Annotated in this window: 17 protein-coding genes; 10 read left to right on the top strand and 7 right to left on the bottom strand. The window is 58.4% G+C overall.

All coding sequences use genetic code 11. From position 1 onward, the window contains the following. Positions 1 to 121: 121 nt before the first annotated feature. Positions 122 to 2032, top strand: coding sequence for an ABC-F family ATP-binding cassette domain-containing protein (locus ACVWVQ_RS02335; RefSeq protein WP_457506667.1), 1911 nt, complete (start codon positions 122 to 124; stop codon positions 2030 to 2032). On the opposite strand, the gene ACVWVQ_RS02330 is transcribed toward ACVWVQ_RS02335, so the two are convergent. Continuing rightward, positions 2029 to 3081, bottom strand: a complete 1053-nt coding sequence (locus ACVWVQ_RS02330; RefSeq protein WP_457398334.1) for an arsenic resistance protein — start codon at positions 3079 to 3081, stop codon at positions 2029 to 2031. The genes ACVWVQ_RS02335 and ACVWVQ_RS02330 overlap by 4 nt on opposite strands. Positions 3082 to 3177: 96 nt before the next feature. Here ACVWVQ_RS02330 and ACVWVQ_RS02325 point away from each other — a divergent pair, with 96 nt between their 5' ends. Next, positions 3178 to 5703, top strand: coding sequence for a DNA gyrase/topoisomerase IV subunit A (locus tag ACVWVQ_RS02325; RefSeq protein WP_457506679.1), 2526 nt, complete (start codon positions 3178 to 3180; stop codon positions 5701 to 5703). Positions 5704 to 5725: 22 nt separating this feature from the next. Here ACVWVQ_RS02325 and ACVWVQ_RS02320 read toward each other — a convergent pair whose 3' ends face one another. After that, complete coding sequence (locus tag ACVWVQ_RS02320; RefSeq protein WP_414374067.1) at positions 5726 to 6313, bottom strand: hypothetical protein; 588 nt, start codon at positions 6311 to 6313, stop codon at positions 5726 to 5728. Positions 6314 to 6548: 235 nt separating this feature from the next. Here ACVWVQ_RS02320 and ACVWVQ_RS02315 point away from each other — a divergent pair, with 235 nt between their 5' ends. The 3 genes from ACVWVQ_RS02315 to ACVWVQ_RS02305 all read left to right on the top strand — a co-directional run bounded on the left by ACVWVQ_RS02315 (position 6549) and on the right by ACVWVQ_RS02305 (position 10418). Continuing rightward, positions 6549 to 7424 carry an SDR family NAD(P)-dependent oxidoreductase gene (locus ACVWVQ_RS02315; RefSeq protein WP_414406525.1) on the top strand — a complete coding sequence of 292 codons (876 nt, stop codon included), beginning with the start codon at positions 6549 to 6551 and terminating at the stop codon, positions 7422 to 7424. Positions 7425 to 7578: 154 nt separating this feature from the next. Next, positions 7579 to 9489 carry an ATP-dependent zinc metalloprotease FtsH gene (ftsH, locus tag ACVWVQ_RS02310; RefSeq protein ID WP_457506665.1) on the top strand — a complete coding sequence of 637 codons (1911 nt, stop codon included), beginning with the start codon at positions 7579 to 7581 and terminating at the stop codon, positions 9487 to 9489. A 107-nt stretch (positions 9490 to 9596) separates the two neighbouring features. Next, positions 9597 to 10418 carry a class I SAM-dependent methyltransferase gene (locus ACVWVQ_RS02305; RefSeq protein WP_457506663.1) on the top strand — a complete coding sequence of 274 codons (822 nt, stop codon included), beginning with the start codon at positions 9597 to 9599 and terminating at the stop codon, positions 10416 to 10418. 125 nt (positions 10419 to 10543) lie between these two features. On the opposite strand, the gene ACVWVQ_RS02300 is transcribed toward ACVWVQ_RS02305, so the two are convergent. Next, on the bottom strand, positions 10544 to 11149 hold the full coding sequence (locus tag ACVWVQ_RS02300) for a hypothetical protein (protein WP_457506661.1): 606 nt from the start codon (positions 11147 to 11149) through the stop codon (positions 10544 to 10546). A 244-nt stretch (positions 11150 to 11393) separates the two neighbouring features. Then, a complete protein-coding gene (dnaA, locus tag ACVWVQ_RS02295; protein ID WP_457506659.1) occupies positions 11394 to 12797 on the bottom strand; it encodes a chromosomal replication initiator protein DnaA in 1404 nt (467 codons plus the stop codon). Between the two features lie 226 nt (positions 12798 to 13023). Here dnaA and rpmH point away from each other — a divergent pair, with 226 nt between their 5' ends. From rpmH to ACVWVQ_RS02270, 5 genes are all read left to right on the top strand, one after another. Continuing rightward, positions 13024 to 13164, top strand: coding sequence for a 50S ribosomal protein L34 (gene rpmH / locus ACVWVQ_RS02290; protein ID WP_011434477.1), 141 nt, complete (start codon positions 13024 to 13026; stop codon positions 13162 to 13164). A 93-nt stretch (positions 13165 to 13257) separates the two neighbouring features. After that, positions 13258 to 13659: a ribonuclease P protein component gene (gene rnpA / locus ACVWVQ_RS02285; RefSeq protein ID WP_414355543.1), complete on the top strand. Its 402-nt coding sequence runs from the start codon at positions 13258 to 13260 to the stop codon at positions 13657 to 13659. 83 nt (positions 13660 to 13742) lie between these two features. Further along, entirely contained in the window at positions 13743 to 17303 is a 3561-nt protein-coding gene (gene smc / locus ACVWVQ_RS02280; protein ID WP_457506656.1) for a chromosome segregation protein SMC, read from the top strand. Between the two features lie 88 nt (positions 17304 to 17391). Further along, the gene (locus ACVWVQ_RS02275; protein ID WP_414417340.1) at positions 17392 to 17973 is read left to right on the top strand and encodes a Uma2 family endonuclease; all 582 of its coding nucleotides are present in this window, start codon (positions 17392 to 17394) and stop codon (positions 17971 to 17973) included. 185 nt (positions 17974 to 18158) lie between these two features. Then, a complete protein-coding gene (locus tag ACVWVQ_RS02270) occupies positions 18159 to 18740 on the top strand; it encodes a Uma2 family endonuclease (protein WP_457465401.1) in 582 nt (193 codons plus the stop codon). Positions 18741 to 18910: 170 nt separating this feature from the next. Here ACVWVQ_RS02270 and rsgA read toward each other — a convergent pair whose 3' ends face one another. From rsgA to dnaJ, 3 genes are read right to left on the bottom strand one after another with little or no spacing between them, the layout of a single operon-like run. Beyond that, complete coding sequence (gene rsgA, locus ACVWVQ_RS02265) at positions 18911 to 19954, bottom strand: ribosome small subunit-dependent GTPase A (RefSeq protein WP_414398405.1); 1044 nt, start codon at positions 19952 to 19954, stop codon at positions 18911 to 18913. After that, the gene (locus ACVWVQ_RS02260; RefSeq protein WP_414329168.1) at positions 19951 to 20220 is read right to left on the bottom strand and encodes a sulfurtransferase TusA family protein; all 270 of its coding nucleotides are present in this window, start codon (positions 20218 to 20220) and stop codon (positions 19951 to 19953) included. The genes rsgA and ACVWVQ_RS02260 overlap by 4 nt, the downstream gene beginning before the upstream one ends. Next, the gene (gene dnaJ / locus ACVWVQ_RS02255) at positions 20217 to 21401 is read right to left on the bottom strand and encodes a molecular chaperone DnaJ (RefSeq protein ID WP_457506654.1); all 1185 of its coding nucleotides are present in this window, start codon (positions 21399 to 21401) and stop codon (positions 20217 to 20219) included. The genes ACVWVQ_RS02260 and dnaJ overlap by 4 nt, the downstream gene beginning before the upstream one ends. Positions 21402 to 21493: the final 92 nt, after the last annotated feature.

Raw genomic sequence — 21493 nt, 5'->3', positions numbered from 1 at the left:
AAGACTTCTTTACTACTGATCAATCCATCCTCCTTCCGAAGTTGGTTTGCTAAGTGCTGCTATTGTACCCCTTGAGCCCTTAACAGGCTGTATCCTGCAGATCCCAGCATCCTGATCCCCCATGGCCCTGTTCACCCTCAACTCCGTTCGCAAAGATTTTGGCATCAAGGAACTCCTGAGGAATGCCAGTTTCAGCCTAGAAGAAGGCGATAAAGTCGGCATCATCGGCACCAACGGTTCCGGAAAATCCACACTGCTCAAGATGATCGCTGGCCTAGAACCCATCGATGGGGGCGACCTCTGGGTCAGTTCTGGGGCGAGGATAATCTACCTACCCCAACAGCCAGAGATGGATCCCGAGCATACGGTGCTGGAGCAGGTGTTTGCGGCTGCCGGAGAAAAAATGCGCCTGATCCGAGCCTACGAGGAGCTTTCCCATCGCTTGGCCCATCAAGGTGGGGATCCCAGTCTGTTATCGCAGTTGGCCAGTATTAGCGAGCGTATCGAGGTGGAATCCGCTTGGGATCTGGAAACCCAGGCCAAAACCATTCTCAGCCGTTTGGGCATTGCAGACTTTCAGGCCCGCGTTGGCGATTTGTCGGGGGGATACCGTAAGCGGATTGCCATTGCGTCAGCCCTCTTGGCAGAGCCAGATGCTCTACTGATGGATGAGCCCACCAACCACTTGGATGCCGAATCGGTGGAATGGTTGCAAGATTATTTGAATCGTTTTGCTGGGGCAGTGCTGCTGATCACCCACGACCGCTATTTTTTGGATCGGGTTACCCAGCGCATTCTGGAAATTGATCGCGGCGATCTGTATGCCTACAGCGGCAACTACTCTTACTACCTGGAGAAAAAAGCGGCTGCTGAAGCGGTCGAAAAGGGATCCCAACGCAAGTATGCCAATCTCTTACAGCGGGAATTGGAATGGCTCAAACGAGGCGCCAAAGCCCGCAGCACCAAGCAAAAAGCCCGCAAACAGCGCATCGAAGACCTACAAAATCAAGAATTCAAGCAAGCTCTGGGACAAGTGGATATTGCGACCGCCGGGCGTCGCATCGGCAAAAAGGTGATCGAGCTAGAAGGGATCCACAAATCCTACGGCGACCAACTCCTCATTCAAGACTTTACCTATACCTTTGCCCCCGATGATCGGGTGGGCATTATTGGCCCCAATGGGGCGGGAAAATCGACTTTGATGAATATCATCATCGGCAAATTGGCTCCAGATGCGGGCCGAGTGGAGATTGGCCCCACCATCCACATTGGCTACTTCGACCAATACTCTGACGATCTCAGCCTCAACCCCGACCAACGGGTGATCGAGTACCTCAAAGAAGTGGCAGAGCTGGTGAAAACTGCCGATGGGGAGACGATCACCGCATCGCAAATGTTGGAGCGCTTTCTCTTTCCCCCCAATCAACAATATGCCCCACTCCACAAACTTTCCGGTGGTGAGCGCCGCCGCTTGTTTTTGTTGAGGGTGTTGATGCAAGCGCCGAATGTGTTGATTTTGGATGAGCCCACCAATGATCTGGATGTGCAAACCTTGGCAGTATTGGAAGACTATCTGGAAGAATTCAATAGTTGTGTGATCGTGGTGTCTCATGACCGCTATTTTTTGGATCGCACCGTGAATCGCATCTTCGCCTTTGAGGGATCCGGCCAAATCCGGCAATATCCTGGCAACTATTCTGTTTATCTGGAGCATAAGCAGCGCCAAGAGAGTGAGATCAAATCCGCCCGCCCTGAGTCTGTCCCTCTCATTCCCCAGCCTGAAAAAGAGCTTGATAGGATCCCACAAAGCAGAAAACTCTCCTTCAAAGAAAAACGGGAATATGAGCAGCTTGAAAGCCAAATTCCGCAGATGGAGGCAGAAAAAGCTGAAATTGAGCAGATCCTTTATCGCAACCCTCCCAGCGGCTACAGCGAAGTGCAAAAGTTAGCCCAGAAACTGGCAGACTTAACCGCCGCCATCGACTCCGGGACCGCCCGTTGGCTAGAATTGGCCGAGCGCCACCTCAACTAGCGTCGAGCCTGCTTCCAGCATCTCTTCTGTCGAATTTGCAACAGCATCTGGGCAACAATCGTCAAAACCGGCAGCTCGATCAGGGGGCCGATCACCAAAGCCAGAAGGATCAACGGACGCTGCGGAAAAGCAGAAGCAGCAATGGCCAAAGCAAGCGGAGAATTGCGAGCCAAGGTTGTACAGGTCAAACAGACCCACTCCTCATAAGCCAAACCCAGCCAGCGGCTGACCTGGTAAGCCAAGAGGAAGTTGACGGCGAAAAAAACCAGAATGGGAGGCAGAAGCTTGAAAAGTAGGGCTGGATTCTCAGCGAGAATGCTTCCTTCAGTGGCAAAAATAAAAACTATCGCTAGATTCAAAGCCACAATCTGCATGATGCTAATCCGGTCTTGATAGCTTTCAAGGGATCCCCTCTCTCCACGTTCCGTTTTGATTTGCCGAATGGAGTATTGTGTGAGTGCTGCTGCCAGCAAAGGCAAGAAAAGGATCCAAAACAAGCCTGACAATAAAATTTCAACATTTAATTCGACTAAATCTCCTGCCAAAAGCAAAAGATAAACTGGCAAAAGCAAAACTTGCAGAACCAAATTAACAGGCAACAGGGCCGTTGCTAAAACCACATTTCCACCCGCTATCCCTGTAAAAACCAAATACCAATCCGTACAAGGAGTTACCATCAACATGAGCAGGCCAACCCACAAATCTGGCAGATCCGATAAAAAAACAGCCCCCAATCCCCAGGCAAAAATCGGAGTCCACAGAAAGTTGATCGACAAACTGGCCAACGCCACTGCCAATACAGCTTTAGAAGCGCGATTAACCTGCTCAAGTTTCTGAAAAAAAACCTTTCCCCCAGATGCGAGTGGAATGCCCAGGAAAGTGAGATAAAGCAGCAAAGCCAACAGAGGTTGTACCCAGCCTCTTAAGATTTGGACAGAGTTTGGCCATCCTGTGAGGGCCAGACCCACGCCGATCGATACCACAACGAGCAAAGGTTGAGCTCTTTCAGAGAAACGCATGGATACAACTCGATGGATAGTGAGCAGCATTTCCAGTCTCTCAGCCCCTGTCAGTGTGGGATCCCACCTCGCAAGAACCAGAGAAACGGCTACAGTAACCTGGAAAGCGTTCCGCTCCTTTGTGCCATGACTCAGCAACTGACTCTCGACGGACTGGGATTGGGATCGAATGGGGGATCCCGTCTGGGTCGGGTGATTGTGACCGATTTGCAGGGGGAGATGCAGCGCTCCTACCTGGAATACGCCATGAGCGTGATCGTGGGGCGGGCCTTGCCGGATGTGCGGGATGGCCTCAAGCCGGTACACCGCCGCATCCTCTACGCCATGCACGAGCTGGGCCTGACGCCGGATCGCCCCTACCGCAAATGCGCACGGGTGGTGGGGGATGTGCTGGGGAAATATCACCCCCACGGGGATCAGGCGGTCTATGACGCGCTGGTGCGCATGGTGCAAGACTTTTCCAGCCGCTATCCCCTGGTGGCGGGGCACGGCAACTTCGGCTCTGTGGATGATGACCCACCGGCGGCCATGCGCTACACGGAGTGTCGGCTGGCGGAGCTGAGCCACACAGCGCTTCTGGAGCAGGTGTCGGAAGAGATCGTCGATTTCATGCCCAATTTCGACGGATCCCAGGCGGAACCCACCGTTCTTCCGGCCCGCTTGCCCATTTTGCTGCTCAACGGCTCTTCCGGCATTGCTGTGGGCATGGCCACCAATATCCCACCCCACAACCTGGGGGAAGTGGTGGATGGCCTGTTGGCTTTGATCGACCATCCCGACCTCAGCCCTGAGGAACTGTTGCGGTGGATCCCGGGGCCGGATTTTCCCACCGGCGGCCAAATCCTGGACACCCAAGGGATCCGCGAAGCCTACCTCACCGGGCGCGGTTCCATCACCCTGCGGGGGGTAGCCCGATTTGAGGAGATCCAGCCGGGCAAAGGACGCCACCGGCGGCCTGCTCTAGTCATCAGCGAGTTTCCCTACCAGGTGAACAAAGCCGCTTGGATCGAGAAGGTGGCGGAGTTGGCCAGCCAGGGCCGCCTCAGCGACATTGCCGATCTGCGGGATGAGTCGGATCGCAGCGGCATTCGCGTGGTGGTGGAGCTGAAGCGAGAGGCCAACCCACAGGCGGTTTTGCAGCAGTTGTACAAGCTGACCCCCCTGGAGAGCACCTTTGGGGTAATCCTGCTTGCCCTGGTGGACGGAAAACCCAAGCAGCTCAGCCTCAAGGAAATCCTGCAGCACTTTCTGCAATTTCGCGAGGCCACCCTCAACCGGATGTTCCGTGCCGAGTTGCAGCAGGTGCAGCGCAAGGCGGAAGAGGTGGCAGGAATGTTGCTGGCGTTGGCGGATCTGGAGGGGGTGATCGAGCTGCTGCGGCAAGCGCCCGATGGCACCACGGCCAAAGCCCAATTGCAAACTCGCCTGGGCTGTACCCCCCAGCAGGCAGAGACGATTTTGGCCATGCCTCTGCGTCGCCTGACGGGATTGGAGCGGGAACGGCTGCACCAGGAACACGCCCAGTTGCAGACCCGCATCGAAGAACTGCAGGGGCTACTCAGCGACCGCCGCAAGCTCTTGAATTATTTGAAAAAAGAGCTGCGACACCTGAAAAAGACCTTCGGGGATCCCCGGCGCACCCAGATCCTCTCGGCCTCGGAGCTGGAAGCGGAAGTGGCCCAAATCCCCAGCGGCGAAGAGACGGAAGAGACCCACTTCTTGCTGCAATTCACCCGCAAGGGCTATGTGCGCCGCCTGCCTCTGCCTAGCCGTCGCTCCCGCAGCAACCCGGCGCAACGGGAACTGGGGGAAGATGTGCTGGTCGGCCTGGAATGCGCCACGCTGGAGCAGGAAATCTTGGTGCTCACCGCCGGCGGCAAGGCTTTTACCGTGCCCATCGCAGGGATCCCCCTCAGCACTGGCTCTTCACGGGGGGTGCCTCTGGTTACCCTTCTCCCCAACCCCGAGCCGATGGTTGCCACCTTCACGTTGGCTCCGGATCCGGGCAAAGCAAGTTTGGTGGTGCTCAGCCGGCAGGGGCGGATCAAGCGGCTGGCCCTGGCAGAGCTAATGGGCCTCACCCAACGGGGATCCACTGTCCTAAAGCTAAAAGAGGGAGATGAGCTGGGCTGGGCAGCCCTTTGGGATCCCGGCCACCAAGGCTACAGCGTCGTCCTGGCTACTTCAGGGGGACGGGTGCTGCGGCTGGATGTCCAACAGATTCCCCTGATGGGTCGAGCGGCTATGGGATCGCCGGCCCTGCGTTTGGGGCGCGCCGAGCGAATAGTTGGTATGGCGCTGCTGCCCCCGCAAGGGATCCTGGTTCTGGCCAGCCGGTTGGGCCACCTGAAGCGCTTGCCTCTGGAGGAGATCCCCATCCTGGAGCGGGGTCAAGTGGGCGTGCCGGCCTTTCACTTCTCCGACCGAGGGGATGTGCTGGTGGGCTTGGTGGGTCTCCCCCCCGAGCTGGAGAGGCCTTCCCATCTGCAACTGGATGTGATCACAGAGTCTGAACAGGTGTACTCCTTCTCTCCTGCCGAGATCCCGCTGCAAAGCCGCTCCGGGGGCGGATCCCTCCTGGTCAAAGGGGAGCGGGTCAGGGAGTTACGCCTGTTTTGGCCACAGTGGCTGCCGGAAGGCGATGTGGGATAGCTCTTGGGGGAGCAGAAGATCCCTAGGACGAAGAGCCTTCCCCAGGCGAGGCCGAATCGGTCGGCGGGGAGCCGGGATCCGTCTCCGGCACTTCGGGATGGCGAACGGGCTTGGGTAGGGTGCCACCTGACCTGATAACCAAACAGCGCACGGTTTGGTGCAGCTCCTCCAGCAAAATGCTGATGGCAGAGCGGAAGTCTCGGTGGTCATCTCGCATTTGCTCCAGCATGGCGCGGATGACTTCCTGACAATCCTTCAGGATGTGCTGCTGCTGGGCAACAATCTGCACCAGTTCACTTTGTTCCTTGAGCAACTCCCGCAGACAGGAGCGCAGCTCTTCCACATGGCTCTGCCAAAGGGCCTGTCCTTCCCGCAGCTCCATCACGCTGGTGCGCAAATCGGCGGTCGAGTCTCTCAGGGCTTCGCTGTGGCGGCGCTCGGCTTCCAGTTGCTTTTGCTGCTCCTGCTGCTGTTGGCGCAACTCAGAATTGGCCCGCAAGTTGGCTTCCGCTGCCCTGAGCAATTGAGCCAATCGAACCTCAGTAACAACCCAACGCTCTTCCGGGGAGAGAGATCGACCTCGGCCAATTCGTCTGCAGAAGTACTTCACAGTCGCTGCACCCTATACCCCATTCTCTACACTTTGGACTTTGGTCAAAGCGCCGCAAGACCTCAGCCCAAGAGGAAGCTTGTCCATCGGGCTTTGTCCCGGCTGTTTTTTGGGCTCACCCCATCATAGCCATAATACCGGATGCCGAATCCAGAAGTTCGGAAGGCGAGGCTGCCCCTCTCCAGGGATCCCGGTCGTTCTTCTAGGATGGTGGAGAGTTTGGATAAAAGAAACCATGCCTTCACTTGCCAATCAGGTGGTGCTGATTACCGGCGCCTCTGCTGGAATTGGGGAAGCAGTCGCTCTGGAGGCGGCCAAACGCGGGGCTCGCTTGGTGCTAGCGGCCCGCCGGGAAGGGCTGCTGCGAAACGTCAAAGACTTGGTGGAGAGTCGGGGAGCGGAGGCGCTGGTGGTGCCCACCGACATGGCCGATACGGCCCAGGTGGAGGCGCTGGCCCAAAAGGCTCTGGATCACTTTGGCCGGGTGGATATCCTGGTGAACAACGCCGGCTATGGCCAGATGGGGCCGGTGGAAGAGGTGGATGTGGCGGCCATGCGGCGCCAGTTTGAGGTGAATGTGTTTGGCCTGCATGCTCTCACCCGTGCCCTCTTGCCCCAAATGCGGGAACGGGGCAGTGGCCGCATCCTCAACCTCAGCTCGGTGGCCGGCCAGCTGTCCATGCCTTTCAGCGGCGTTTACAGCGCCACCAAGTTTGCTGTGGAGGCCCTCAGCGATGCGTTGCGGGTGGAGGTGGCCCCCTTCGGCATCAAGGTCATCTTGATCGAGCCGGGGCCGGTAGCCACCGAGTTTGGCCGCGTGGCGGAAGAAACCTTTGCTGCCGTTGTCAACCCCAATGGCCCCTACAAAGCGATCTTGGACAAGACTGCCGAGCTGGCCAGCTCGTTTAACAAAATGGCCTGGCCGGTGGAAAAAGTGGTGGAGCCGATCCTGAGGGCGATGACGGATCCTCACCCTTCCGACCGCTACACTGCTTTCACAGGGGGCAAGGTGGCGTTGGGGCTGATGCGGCTCATGCCCGCTGCTCTGGCCGACTCTATGTGGCGGCGCGTCTATGGGCTGGATGGTCTGGGATCCCCCGGCTCGGCCTAACTGCAGGCTTGTGGCGGGCATCGGATGGGGCAGGGATCCCTACAAGATCTCAAGCCCATTGAGTTCTCCTTGGTGCGGGGGCAGGGTTGTGCCTTCCAGGAGGGACAGGTTAAGTTTGTTAAAGGACTTTTAATAACCGAGCGTTCTCTTCCCTATGAACAAGCCTCTATCTCCCCAGCGCTGGCTGATCGCCCTCCTGCTGGGCTTTTGTCTCTGGCAGGGATCCGGCCTGGTACCTGCCCATGCAGCTTTGGCCTCGGCCCTCACCTACGATCGCTTTTTGCGCTACGTCGAGGAGGGGCGGGTTACGGATGTGCGCCTCACGGACAACAATCTGGTAGCTGAAGTTACGGCTGTGGATCCCCAGACCCAGCATTCCACCCGCTACCGAGTGAACCTGCTGCCCAACACCGTACCGCAACTGGTGGACCGCCTCACCGAGCAGGGGATCGAAGTGGCAGTGGTGCCCACCCGCAATGGCAGCGCCTTCTGGGCGCTTCTGGGCAACCTGGTGATCCCGCTGTTGCTGTTGGGAGGGTTGTTCTTTTTCCTGCGGCGTGCCGGTGGCGGAGCGGGCGGCCCTGGGCAGGCAATGAACTTCGGCAAATCGCGGGCCCGCTTCCAGATGGAAGCCAAAACCGGCGTTAAGTTCGACGATGTGGCCGGCATCGAAGAGGCCAAAGAAGAATTGCAAGAGGTGGTCACCTTCCTGAAGAAGCCGGAGCGCTTCACCGCTGTTGGGGCCAAGATCCCCAAGGGTGTGTTGTTGGTGGGGCCGCCGGGGACGGGCAAAACCCTTCTGGCCAAGGCCATTGCCGGCGAGGCAGGAGTGCCTTTCTTTAGCCTGTCCGGCTCTGAGTTTGTGGAAATGTTTGTCGGGGTGGGCGCCTCTCGCGTGCGGGATCTCTTCAAGAAGGCCAAGGAGAATGCGCCCTGCATCGTCTTCATCGACGAGATCGACGCGGTGGGCCGGCAGCGGGGGGCCGGCATCGGCGGGGGCAACGACGAACGCGAGCAAACCCTGAACCAGTTGCTCACCGAGATGGACGGCTTTGAGGGCAACACCGGCATTATCGTGATTGCCGCCACCAACCGCCCTGATGTGTTGGATGCGGCTCTCTTGCGTCCGGGCCGCTTCGACCGCCAGGTTACGGTGGATCGGCCTAGCTTTAAGGGGCGCTACGAGATCTTGCGGGTGCATGCCCGCAACAAGAAGCTGGCGGAAGAGGTCAGCCTAGAGGCGATTGCCCGCCGTACCCCTGGCTTTGCCGGTGCGGATCTGGCCAACCTGCTCAATGAAGCGGCCATTTTGGCGGCCCGCCGTCAGCGCATGGCCATCACCAACCAAGACATTGAGGACGCCATTGACCGCATCACCATTGGCCTGACCAAGCCCCCGCTGTTGGACGGCAAGAGCAAGCGCCTGATCGCCTACCACGAGTGCGGCCATGCCCTGTTGATGACACTTTTGCCCCATGCAGATCCCTTGAACAAGGTGACCATCATCCCCCGTTCCGGCGGCGCGGGTGGCTTTGCCCAGCAACTGCCCAACGAAGAGCAGATCGACTCCGGCATGTACAGCCGCGCTTGGCTGCTGGATCGGGTGGTGGTGGGCTTTGGCGGTCGGGCGGCCGAAGAGATCGTCTTCGGCTACTCCGAAGTGACCACCGGAGCCAGCAACGACCTGCAGCAGAACACGAATCTGGTGCGGCAGATGGTGACCCGCTTTGGCATGTCCGAGCTGGGGCCCTTGATGTTGGATCCCCCCAACAACGAGGTATTCTTGGGCGGCGGCTGGATGAACCGCGTCGAGTACTCGGAGGATGTGGCCGCCAAGATCGACCGCCAGGTGCGGCAGATCCTGGAGAGCTGTTACCAGAAAGCCAAGCAGATTTTGCTGGAGCACCGCCCTCTGCTGGATCGATTGGCCGATACCTTGGTGGAACGGGAAACCCTGGATGGCGACGAATTCCGGGCGATTGTCTCAGAGTATGTGCCCATCCCGGAGAAGGTCGGCCTGCCCAGTCCACTTGCGGAAGCGGGACGGAGTCCAAAGTTGGTCTAAGGGATCCCATCTCCATTGCCAGATAGACAACTGGGGGGGTTGTTGGGGCTGGATCCCGGCAGCTGCCCCCTTTTCCTCGCGAGTTTTGGGTTGCGTTGGGCTGTCGCATGCTCTCTTCGCTCTCTGCTTTGCCGGTTCACCTCTATCGCTGCCTGAGCTGCGGTCGGGAAGGGCTGACCCAAGCACCAGGGCGGGAGCAGGGATCCGTGGCAGATCGGGTTTATTGTCCCAGTTGCGGCCAGGTTTACCCCATCACCGCTTCTGGGGCTGTGGATTTTATCGGCAGCTCATCGGACCTGCATCTCACGCCGGCCCAAGCCATTGCCCATCTGCCTGGGTTTGCCTGGGGCTACGATCGCCTCTGGCGGCCCTGGGCCCTGTCGCTGCTGACGGGAGAGAGCTTTGGCAGCGAGCGGGAGAGTCAACTGCTGGCCGAGTTGGTGGGGGAGGGGGATCCCATCTTGGATTTGGGCACTGCCGGGGGGTACTGGAGCCGCTTGCTCCTGGCCAAGGATCCACAACGGACGGTGATCGGCCTGGACAATGCAGCAGGGGTATTGGCGGAAGCCGCTCAACAGGCACAGCCCCACTGGCAGCACTACAGCCTGATGCGGGCCCGAGCCGAACAGCTTCCCCTCGCCTCTGGAACTTTTGGGGCGGTGATCAGCGGGGCCACCTTGAACGAATTGCCTTTGGATCCCTGTTTGCGGGAAATTGCCCGCGTCTTGAAACCGGGAGGGGCCTTTGTCTCGATGCACAGCCAGCAGGTACAGGGATGGGGGCAGATGGTGCAGCAATGGCTGGAAGCCACCGGCCTTCATTTTTTCTCGGAAACCCAGTTGCGCGAGCACCTTCAACAGGTGGGGCTGCAGTTGGAGCGTTATCTCAGCTTGGGTTGGGTGGCCTTTGTGCGGGCAGTGCGCCTCTGATCTTGGCCGGGTTAAGTTGTGCAGTGGCCATCGAGTCGATGTTGGAGCCATTACCCCAATCCAAGTCATGCCGATCCCTGGCTCCCCTCTTCCACCAAGAGAGAGACTAGGAGTGAGGGCGCACTCTATGGGATCCACTCCAGCCCAACGCCAAAGCTAAACTCCCGATCCAAGGTCGAGTTGCGCAGGCTATAGCGAGCAGAAAGACGAAAGGAAGGGCTAATGGCGTAGGCAGCAGTGAGCTCCGCCAGGGTGGCCTGTCCTTCTTCCGGCTCCTGGGGGGCAACCCAACTGTAGCTGCCGGTCAAATCTACACCTCCCGGAGCCAAGGCCAAAACGGCAAAAGCCCCATAGCTAACTCCACTGAGGCTGCGGTTCTTTTGTTCCAAAGCCCGATACCCCAGTTGTGGCGCCAGATTAAAACGGGATCCCATGGGGGCCAGAAAGTAACGCATTTCCGACCCGTACTGGCGCACTTCGGGATGTTCGGAAGATTGGCGATAGTCACCGCTGAGGGTGAGGCGATCTCCCAGACGCAAGTCTTGTAGGCTGATTCGCCAGTGAGAAGAGGACTCGAAACCGGCCTGCAAGCGCGTGGGCAAGACAGGGGTGTTGCGGATTTCTTCCAGGAGATGGGGCGGGTTTTGCAGCCAGCGGCGCAACACGGGGCTGCCTTCCAAAAGTTGGCTATCCAAGCCCAAATCCAAAGCGGCTGAGAGGGGGGCCGGCATCGGATCTGGAATAGGGTTTTGCTGGGAATTGGCCCAAACTGGCCACTCAGGCACCAGTCCAGCCCAGAGGAGCAGCATACCCAGGCGAAGCCCTTTGCCAGACTGTCTCACCGCCTGCAACCCCATGCATCGCGTCCCTACTGTAGCCGCTTTCCGAGGGATTCTCCACGCAGACGGGCAAGGCTGGAGGTGCTCCACAGCGCGGCAACAACACCTCAAAGACGGCCCAGCGACAACAGAAAGCCTAGCTGCTCCGGCTGTTGGCAACCACCCGCAAGCGCTCGACCAATTTTTGCAGTTGCCGTTCAAATTGCAGACTTTGCCGCTGTAGCTGACTGACCTTTTCACAGCTATAGAGGACGGTGGTGTGATCTTTTCCCCCAAAGTAGTCGCCAATTTTGGGCAGGCTGAGGTTGGTGTAGTGGCGCATCAAGAACATGGCAATTTGCCGTGCTTGGCTGATGTCGCGCTTGCGGGAGGATCCCAGTAAACTTTCTCGGTCGATGCCGAATTCTTCACAGACCACATCGGTAATCATGTCGGCGGTGATCTCTTTCGGCTCGCTGGGGGGATTGAGGATGGGCTGAATCGTCTCTACACTCATCGGCAAGCCGGAAATGGAAACATAGGCGACGGCGCGGATCAGGGCGCCTTCCAGCTCGCGGATGTTGCTGGTGTAGGTGGTGGCAATGTACTCGATCACCTCTGCGGGCAAGTTCATTCCCTCGTACTCGGCTTTCTTCTTCAGAATGGCCATGCGGGTTTCGATATCCGGCGATTGAATTTCGGCAATCAGGCCCATCGAAAACCGAGAACAGAGACGTTCCTGCAGACGAGGGATCAAATGGGGGGAACGGTCGGCGGCCAGCACAATCTGCTTGCCGGACTCGTGCAGGGTGTTAAAGGTGTGAAAAAACTCCTCTTGAGTGTACTCTTTGCCTTCGATAAATTGAATGTCGTCCACCAATAAAATATCTACATCTCGATAGTGCTCCCGGAAAGACTGCATGCTGTCTCGCCGGATGGCATCGATTAAATCGTTGGTAAACCGTTCGGTGGACACGTAAAAGACTTTGGCCTGTGGATTTGCCTCTAGCTGGTAGTGGCCAATGGCCTGCATCAGGTGGGTTTTGCCCAGCCCTACCCCGCCGCAGAGAAACAGGGGGTTGTAGGCGCGTCCGGGCTTGTCTGCTACGGCCAAGGCCGCTGCGTGGGCCATGCGGTTGTTGGGGCCGACCACAAACCGTGAGAAGGAATACTTGGGGTTGAGATCCGGCGCCCGCATGGGCAGGCTGCCGCCGACTTCCAGTCCTAGGGTGGTGGAGGCAGGTAAGCTGCCGGCTCTGCCCGATGTTGGGGAAATGGTTCTTGAAGGAGGTTCTTCCTCGACCGGAGCATGGGGGGAAACGGAAAACTCCACCTGCAAAGGGATCCCGGCTACCCGCTGCACCACCTCGGTGATGGTGGAGGCGTAGTGCTTTTGCAGCCAGCCCCGCGCCCATTCGCTGGGGGTACAGATGGTGAGGCGGTTGTCCACCAACGATTCAGCCCGCGCCGTTTTGATCCAAGCCTCAAAGGTTGGGCGGCTGAGCTGCACCTGCAGATGACACAGGGCTTCATCCCAGAGCTGATCCAGGGAAATATCCACACCACACACTCAGAGCGACACAGCAGAAGCCCAGAGGAAACAGCGGCGGCTTCCTCGACAGGAGCTTCGGGATTCCCAATTTAACTGCTCGGCGCGGGGTGGCCAATCTAGCAATTTTCCATTGAGTCTGCTAAGATTAACCACCTGTGATCAGTTGCCAGCAGGCTGAATGGCAGTCTGGTCAGCTCTGGCAGATGATCTTGGCTTCATTGGTTGGCTTCTCACCATGACTCAGCGTACCCTTCGTGGCACCAATCGCAGACGCATTCGGGTTTCTGGGTTTCGGGCCAGAATGCGAACGGCAACTGGGCGTCAGGTCTTGCGGCGACGGCGGGCCAAGGGGCGTTATCGCCTGGCGGTTTCCTAAGCCCTTTGGTCAGAGATTTGATTTGTCTTGGTTTTTTGGAGCGTTGCAGCCCAAAACTCGCTGACTTCTGGGGCAGACTCTCCTCGGTGCCCAATGTTGCCGGCTCCTCATCGATTGCGGGATCGACGAGCTTTTCAGGCGCTCTACCAGGGGGGCCAACGTCGTTCCGGTGCAGGCTTGACCCTGCTGTTTCAGCCGATGCCCGCAGGGTGCGAAGGGATCCCTAGCCAAGTGGGGCTGGTGATCGGCAGAAAGGTGAGCAAATCTGCCGTAAAGCGGAATCGGCTGCGCCGCCAGTTGCGAGAAATCTTGCGCCCCCTGTGCCCAAACCTGAAACCCGGCTACCGGCTGCTGTTTATCTCCAAGGCAAACCTGCTGACCTACCGCTGGCCGGAGCTGAGGGCGGAGGTGCATCGTCTTCTCCAAAAGGCCGACCTGCTCGTCGGCACAGATGTAGACTCAACAGGTGCAGACTCAGATGCCAAGCCGTCCTAAGAAACTTGAGCTGCACAGGTTTTTGCTACCCATGCTAGCCTGTTGCCATCATCTGCCGGTGGTCACGCTAGATATGGGGTGTCATGTACGTCAAGCGGATTGAGCTGACCCGATTTAAGTCGTTTGGCAGCACCACCTCGTTGCCCCTGCTGCCGGGCTTTACGGTCATTTCCGGCCCCAATGGCTCCGGTAAGTCCAACATCCTGGATGGGATCCTGTTTGCGCTGGGTTTATCGTCCTCGCGGGGGATGCGGGCAGAGAGGCTTTTGGATCTGGTGCATTCCGGCAGCCTCAACGGCAATCGGCAGGTGGAAACCCATGTTTCTGTCACCTTTGAGCTGGGGCCAGGAGAAGATGGTCAGCCCAGGGAATGGAAAGTCAGTCGCCGGCTGCGGGTCAAGCCCGGAAAGGCTGAGGATCCCACTCGCGATAGCGGGACGGATTCTCTCCCCTACACCAGCACTTTCTACATCAACGATGTACCCTGTACCCTGAGCGAGCTGCACGAACAACTGGAGGCGATGCACATCTACCCCAACGGCTACAACGTCGTTTTACAGGGGGATGTCACCAGCATCATTTCCATGCACCCCAAGGAACGGCGGCAGATCATCGACGAATTGGCGGGGGTGGCCACCTTCGACCGCAAGATCGCCCAGGCCAACAGCAAGCTGGAGGCGGTGCGGGAACAAATTGAGCGTTTTCGGCTCATCGAACAAGAATGGCAAGCTCAAGGAGAGCGGCTGCTCAGAGAGAGCGAAAAGGCCCAACACTATCAGCAACTGCGGCTGCAGTTGCAAACGCTGGAGCAGCAGCAACAGGTGTTGCTTTGGCGGCATTTGCAGGCCCAAGTGGAAGAAACCCAGGCGGCCATTCAGCAGCTTCTGGAGGCTCAGGAGCAGGCCACCGCTCAGGTGCAGACCTTGAGCGAGCATTTGCAGCAAGCCGAAGCCGCCCTGGCCGAGTTGCAAAGCCGCATCCACGCCCTTGGAGAGGAGGAATACCTGCACCTGCAAGCCCAGATTGCCGCCGCCGAAACACAACGGCAACAGGTCAGCCAACAGATCGCAGCCTGGCAGCAGGAGATCGAGCAGGCGCAGCGCCTACATCAGGAGCGGCAAACCCAACAGCAGCATCTGCAGGCGGAGCTGGAACACCTGCACAGCCAACAGGAGCAACTGGCCCAAGCCCAGGGATCCCTGCAGGCCCAGGTTCAGAAAGCCCAAATTAGCTTGGAACAGAGCCGCGAACAGCTGCGCGCCCTAGCCCAATCCGCTGATGCCTGGGTGAAACAGCAGCGCTACCTCACCCGCCACATTGAGGAACTCCGCGCTGAACAGGAGCCTCTCCAACAGGAGCAAATTCGCCTGCAAGAGCGACAACGGCAACTGGAACGACAAAGCCAAGAGATCCAAGCGGAGATTGCCCAGATCGAGGCGTGGCTGGGATCCCACCTGGCCCTCACCGCCGAGCTGGAACACACTTGCCGACAGTCGGAAGCTCAGGTTCAGACCCTGGCCCAAGAGCTGGCGCAACTGCAGGCCGGCCTGGAGTTGGATCGCGCCACCCACGAGCGCCTCACCGTCGAGCTGCACGCCAAGCAGCGGCAACTGGACAAATGGGAAACCCGCCGCCAAGTGTTGCAAGAGTCCCAGGGATCCCGAGCGACCCAAGCCATCCTGAGTGCCCGTCTGCCGGGGGTTTTGGGGTTGGTGGCCCAGTTGGGGCAGGTGGATCCCCAGTATCAACTGGCGCTGGAGATCGCGGCAGGGAACCGGCTGCACTTTGTGGTGGTGGAGGATGACACCGTGGCCGTGAGCGCCGTCAACTTTTTGAAGCGGGAAAAAGCCGGACGCGCCACCTTTTTGCCCTTGAATAAGCTCCAGCCCACCCGCCCCCCCAGCCCCCTGAAATTGGACGGCCTGATCGACTACGCCATTCGTTTGGTGCGTTTTGAAGAGCGCTACCGGGATGTTTTCGGCTTTGTGTTCGGCTCCACCCTGGTTTTCCAAAGCCTAGAGCTGGCCCAGCCCCACATCGGCAAGCACCGCATGGTTACTCTGGAAGGGGAGCTGTTGGAAACTTCGGGCGCCATGACCGGCGGCAGCGCCCCCCAGCGAGCTGGGATCCACTTTTCTGCCGGCGAACCTTCCGAGGAGGCCGCCTTGCGCTCCCGCTTGGCCGAGCTGGAGGAACTGCTGGCCGCCCTCACCCTGCGCCTACAAGCAGCCCAAGCCCGCGAAAAACAACTGGCCCAAGCCCTGCTCCTGGCTCGCCAGGACGCCTTACAAGCCCAGCAATATCTGGAGCGTCACCAAGCCGATTGCCAAAAGCAACAGGCCCGCCTGCAACACCTGCAGGGATCCCTGGCGCAAAGGCAAAGCGAAAGCCACCAGATCCAGCAGCGGCTCCAGCAGATTCAACTGCGCTGGGATCCCTTGCAACAGCGCCTAGCCGATCTCGCCCTCAAGCTCAGCCAACTGGAGGGATCCCCGGTGAACCAGCATTGGCAGCAACTGCAGCAGGCGGTGCAGCAGCAGGAAAGTCACTTGGCAGAGCTGCAGCAGCAACTGACCCAACTGGAGCGGCAACAGCAGGAGAACTCCGGCCAACAACACCTGAAACAGGCCCAAATCCAGCACCACCAGGAGCGCCTGCAGGAGAGCAAACAGCGCCAAGCCTATCTGCAGGAGCAAATCGTCCAAGCCCAAGCCACCCTTGGCCAAATCCAGCAACACCTTGCCGAGCAACGGCAACAGATGAGCCAGATCGAGGCCCGACTTTCCCACCTGCGCCAAGAGCGGGATCGGCAAGAATTCCAATTGCGGGCCCAACAACAGCAAATCCAACGCCTGGAGTGGGAACGCTACAACGCCCTCACCCAACAACAGGAAAAAGAGGCTCTGCTGGCCCAACTGCAAACCCAACTGCAAGCGGTGGTTCAAGAGCTGCCGGATCCGCTGCCGGACTTGCCCGCCACCCTGACCTTAGACGAGCTGCAACGGCAAAAACGCAAAACCGAAGAGCAATTGCGATCCCTGGAGCCGGTAAACATGCTGGCCATTGCCGAATACGAACAGACCCAAGCTCGCCTGCGGGATCTCAGCGCCAAACTGGAAACCCTGCACCAAGAGCGCACCGAGTTGTTGCTGCGCATCGAGAACTTTTCCACCCTGCGTCGGCAAGCCTTCTTGGATGCCTTTCATGCCGTCAACGGCCATTTTCAAACCATCTTTGCCCAACTTTCCGATGGGGATGGTCATTTGGAATTGGAAAACCCAGAGGATCCCTTCGCAGGCGGTCTAACCTTGGTGGCCCACCCCAAAGGTAAGCCGGTGCGCCGTCTCAGCGCCATGTCGGGAGGAGAAAAATCCTTGACAGCCCTCAGCTTTATTTTTGCTCTGCAGCGATTCCGCCCTTCCAGCTTTTACGCCTTTGATGAAGTAGATATGTTTTTGGACGGGGCCAATGTGGAAAAATTGGCCAATATGATCTGGCAGCAATCTCGTCAGGCGCAGTTTTTGGTGGTCAGTTTACGCCGCCCCATGATCGAAAAAGCTGAGCACACCATTGGTGTAACCCAGGCCCGCGGTGCATACACTCAGGTGATCGGCCTGACCAAACCCGCACCTCACCCCAGTTAAGATGTGGCTTGGTTAAGAGCAGAGGGCAAATCCTGAGGTCCCATTAGACTCATTCTAAGAATGGTTTAGGAGTGTCCAAACGCCTGCCATGGTTGCTCTGACTCTGAATCTATCCCCCCTGACAACCCTGAGCCGAGCAGATTTTATTCGGCTTTGTGCCGCCAATCCTGACCTGAAGCTGGAGCGTACCGCTCAAGGAGAATTGGTTATCATGTCTCCAACCGGCGGGGAAACCGGCCACTGGAATGCCGAAATCACCACAGACTTAACCCTTTGGAATCGGCAATCGGGCCGAGGGAAAAGCTTTGATTCTTCCACCGGATTTTCCTTGCCTTCAGGCAGCGACCGCTCCCCTGATTTGGCCTGGATCCCGATTGAAAAGTGGGAAGCTTTGGATCCCTCAGTCCGTCAAGGATTTTTGCCCCTGTGCCCCGATTTTGTGGTGGAGATCCTCTCGCCCACCGACTCTTGGATTCAAACTCAGGCCAAGATGCAAGAATACATGGACAACGGCTGCCGGCTGGGGTGGCTGCTGGATCCCAAGGCCAAGCGGGTGATGATCTACCGACAAGGGCAAGCGCCGCAATTGGTCGAAGATCCGGAAACCTTATCGGGAGAGGACGTGCTGCCGGGCTTCACCTTGCCCATTCGCAAGATCTGGTCGGCTTGATATGAGTAGCTTTCACGGATTTACGATCCCTGATACAGCTTTTTTCCACACCCTTAACCCAGCCAACTCTGATGGATCTCTTGCATGACAGGGATCCCACGCAATTGCAGAACTCTCCCAACCTTGGAAACAGCTGCAGTAAAAATGTTGAGCGATAGGCCAAAAACAGGCGGAGTCACACTACCATGGCTGCTCTGACTCTGAATCTATCTCCCCTGATAACCCTCAGCCGAGCAGATTTTATCCGGCTTTGTGCCGCCAATCCTGAGCTGAAGCTGGAGCGTACTGCCCAAGGAGAATTGGTCATCATGTCTCCAACCGGTGGGGAAACGGGCAATCTTAACTTCGAAATTGCCGGGGAAGTTTATGTTTGGAATCGGCAATCGGGCCGAGGGAAAAGCTTTGATTCTTCCACCGGATTTTCCTTGCCTTCAGGCAGCGACCGCTCCCCTGATTTGGCCTGGATCCCGATTGAAAAGTGGGAAGCTTTGGATCCCTCAGTCCGTCAAGGATTTTTGCCCCTGTGCCCCGATTTTGTGGTGGAGATCCTCTCGCCCACCGACTCTTGGATTCAAACTCAGGCCAAGATGCAAGAATACATGGACAACGGCTGCCGGCTGGGGTGGCTGCTGGATCCCAAGGCCAAGCGGGTGATGATCTACCGACAAGGGCAAGCGCCGCAATTGGTCGAAGATCCGGAAACCTTATCGGGAGAGGACGTGCTGCCGGGCTTCACCTTGCCCATCCGCAAGATCTGGTCCACCTGACATTCTACAGTCGTTTTATAGTCATTTTAGACAGGAATGAAACATTTCTGTTGTATTGTGTATTGGTTCCTAACTCCCCTCTCCCAAAGGAAGAGGGGCTGGGAGTGGTCGCAGAAGCTGCACGGAATGCTTGAGGAGTGTCTCAATCTAGTTTGGAATGACTATAGTCCTCAGATTGGGGTCTTTCGCGCAATTCTGGCGAGACTGGGATCTTGGCCAGGCTGGATAAGGCCCACCGATGCCTTTTGCACCTGCTGGACTTCTTGCAAAAGCTGCAAGTAAAAAGTCCGTCGTTCCCAATCCAGATCTCGGAGCCCACAGCCCGGCTCTCGATGGTGCAGGCAATCGCGAAACTGACAGGCGCCCAAGCGATCCCTTACTTCGGGGAAGCACCGTATCAACTGCAAAGGATGCACCGGCGGGATCCCTTCGCCAGCATTGAATCCCGGCGAATCGGCGATCCAACCGCCTTCCGGCAAAGGAAACAGCTCCACATGGCGGGTGGTGTGCCGACCATGGCCCAAACGTCTGGAGACGGCCTGAGTAGCCAGCCGAACGTCCGGCAGCAGCCGATTGAGCAAGCTGGATTTGCCCACCCCGGAAGGGCCCATCACCACCGAGATCTGATCTCGACAGCACTGTTGCAACTGGGGGATCCCAGCTTGGGTGTGGGCACTGACCAACAGAGGCTCATATCCCCACCTCTGCAGACGCTCCACCCAAGTTGTCGCCACTTCTGGATCCACGCAGTCGCATTTGTTCAACACCACCTGAACCCGCAGTTGGCTGGCCTCGGCTTGCACCAGCAGACGACTGAGGGCATTGGGCTCAGGGTCGGGCTCGGCTAGGGCCACCACCACCAGAACTTGGGTTGCGTTGGCAATAGCAGGTCGAGGCAGCTGAGTGCGCCGCGGCAGGATCGCCTCGATCACCCCCCGCTCCGGCCAGAGGTCGGCGGCAGCAGGCGGCAAGCGCACCTCCACCCAGTCCCCCACCATCACCTGCTGACCCATTTTTTTCAGCTTGGCCCGACTGGTACAGAGAATCTCTGCCGGCGTGGGCTTTTCAACCGGAAACCGAGCCGGGATCTCGGGAAAAAGGGCGGCCAAACTCGGATCGATCCGCACGCGATAAAAGTTGGCCTGCGCTGCTCGCACCCAGCCGGTACAACTGGATCCCGGATCCCCCTTTCCTTCTGGTTTCACCGGGCTCATGGCGACGCAGGCGTGCCGCGACGCACCCAGAGAATGTAATGGCCTTCGGGGGAAGCTGCCTGTCCCTCAATCCGATGCCCGGCCATGGCTAGACTGTTGGGCACCTGCTCCAGGGGTTCTCCCGCATCCAGCCATAGCTCCAGCAATTCTCCAGGAGCCATGCGCTCCAGGCGCAGCTTCGCCCGCACGTAGTTAAGTGGGCAAGGGATCCCGCGCTGGTCAAGGATAAACTTGACCTCTTCCGACGAAACAGCCTCTGCAGTCATTCTTCCTCACGCTCCCGGTTGCCAGGCATCTGGGCCAGCCCCCGCAACAACCCGCCCAAGAAACCATCCCGCTTGTTGATGCGTTCTCCGTGCAGCTCAGCCAGGCGCATGAGCAATTCCCGCTCTTCTGAGCTGATGCGGGTGGGGATCTCCACCACCAGCGTGATTTGGTGGTCGCCCCGAGACATCGGGTTGCCAATGCGAGGTACCCCCTTGCCCTCCAGAGTCAGCACTGTACCCGGCTGGGATCCGGCTGGGATGGTCAGCTCCACCTCCTCCTCCAGGCCGGCTTTCGAGTCCACGGTGGGCACAGAGACCTTGGCCCCCAAGATGGCCTGCAAATAGCTCACCCGCACCTCCGAGAGAATGGTCAGGCCATCTCGCTGGAAGTCGGGATCCGGCTCCACGAATAGGTAGACGTAGAGATCCCCGGGCGGGCCACCGCGTCGACCGGCATCGCCTTCCCCAGAAACCCGCAAACGGGTGCCACTATCCACGCCGGCTGGAATGTTAATGCGCAGTTTCTTCGTGGTTTGGGCCAAGCCCTCGCCATTGCAGTTGTAGCAGGGCTCCTCCAACACCTGACCGCTGCCACCACAGGTGGGACAAACCGAGACCTGGGTAAAGTTGCCGAACGGCGTGCGGGTTGCCCGCCGCACCTGACCACTGCCCCCGCAGGTGGGGCAAGTTTTCACCTCCGTACCGGGCTTAGCCCCGCTGCCTCCACAGACGTTGCAGACTTCCAAGTGGCTGATGCGAATCTGCTTTTCGCCGCCGAAGATGGCTTCCAGAAACTCCAGTTTTAGGTCAAAGCGCAGATCATCGCCCCGTACCGGCCCCTGGCGACTGCGGGCATAGCTGGCTCCTGCCCCTGCAAAGTTGGTGAAAAAGCTCTCGAAAATGTCGGCAAAGCCACCCATCCCCGCAAAATCCTGGAATCCACCGGCTGCCGCGGCAGCTCCACTCAAACCCGCTTCTCCAAAGCGATCGTAGCGAGCTTTCAGCTCATTATCAGAGAGCACCTCATAGGCACGGTTGATCTCTTTGAAGCGCTCCTCGGCGCCTGGCTCCTTGTTGACATCCGGGTGGTACTTACGAGCCAACCGTCGATAGGCGCGCTTGATCTCCTCTTTGGAGCTATCGCGGCTAACCCCCAAGATTTCATAGTAGTCGCGAGCCATAGAAGCGCTTCAGAAGAGGTTAAAGATCAAAACATCAGACACACTTGAGATGCAACTTGTCAGGCAGCACAACCGAAGCAGACCTACAAGGC

The sequence above is a fragment of the Thermostichus sp. MS-CIW-36 genome (assembly GCF_054059035.1).
Note: the sequence above shows the minus strand (reverse complement) of the source record. Positions and strands in the feature narration are given on the sequence as shown.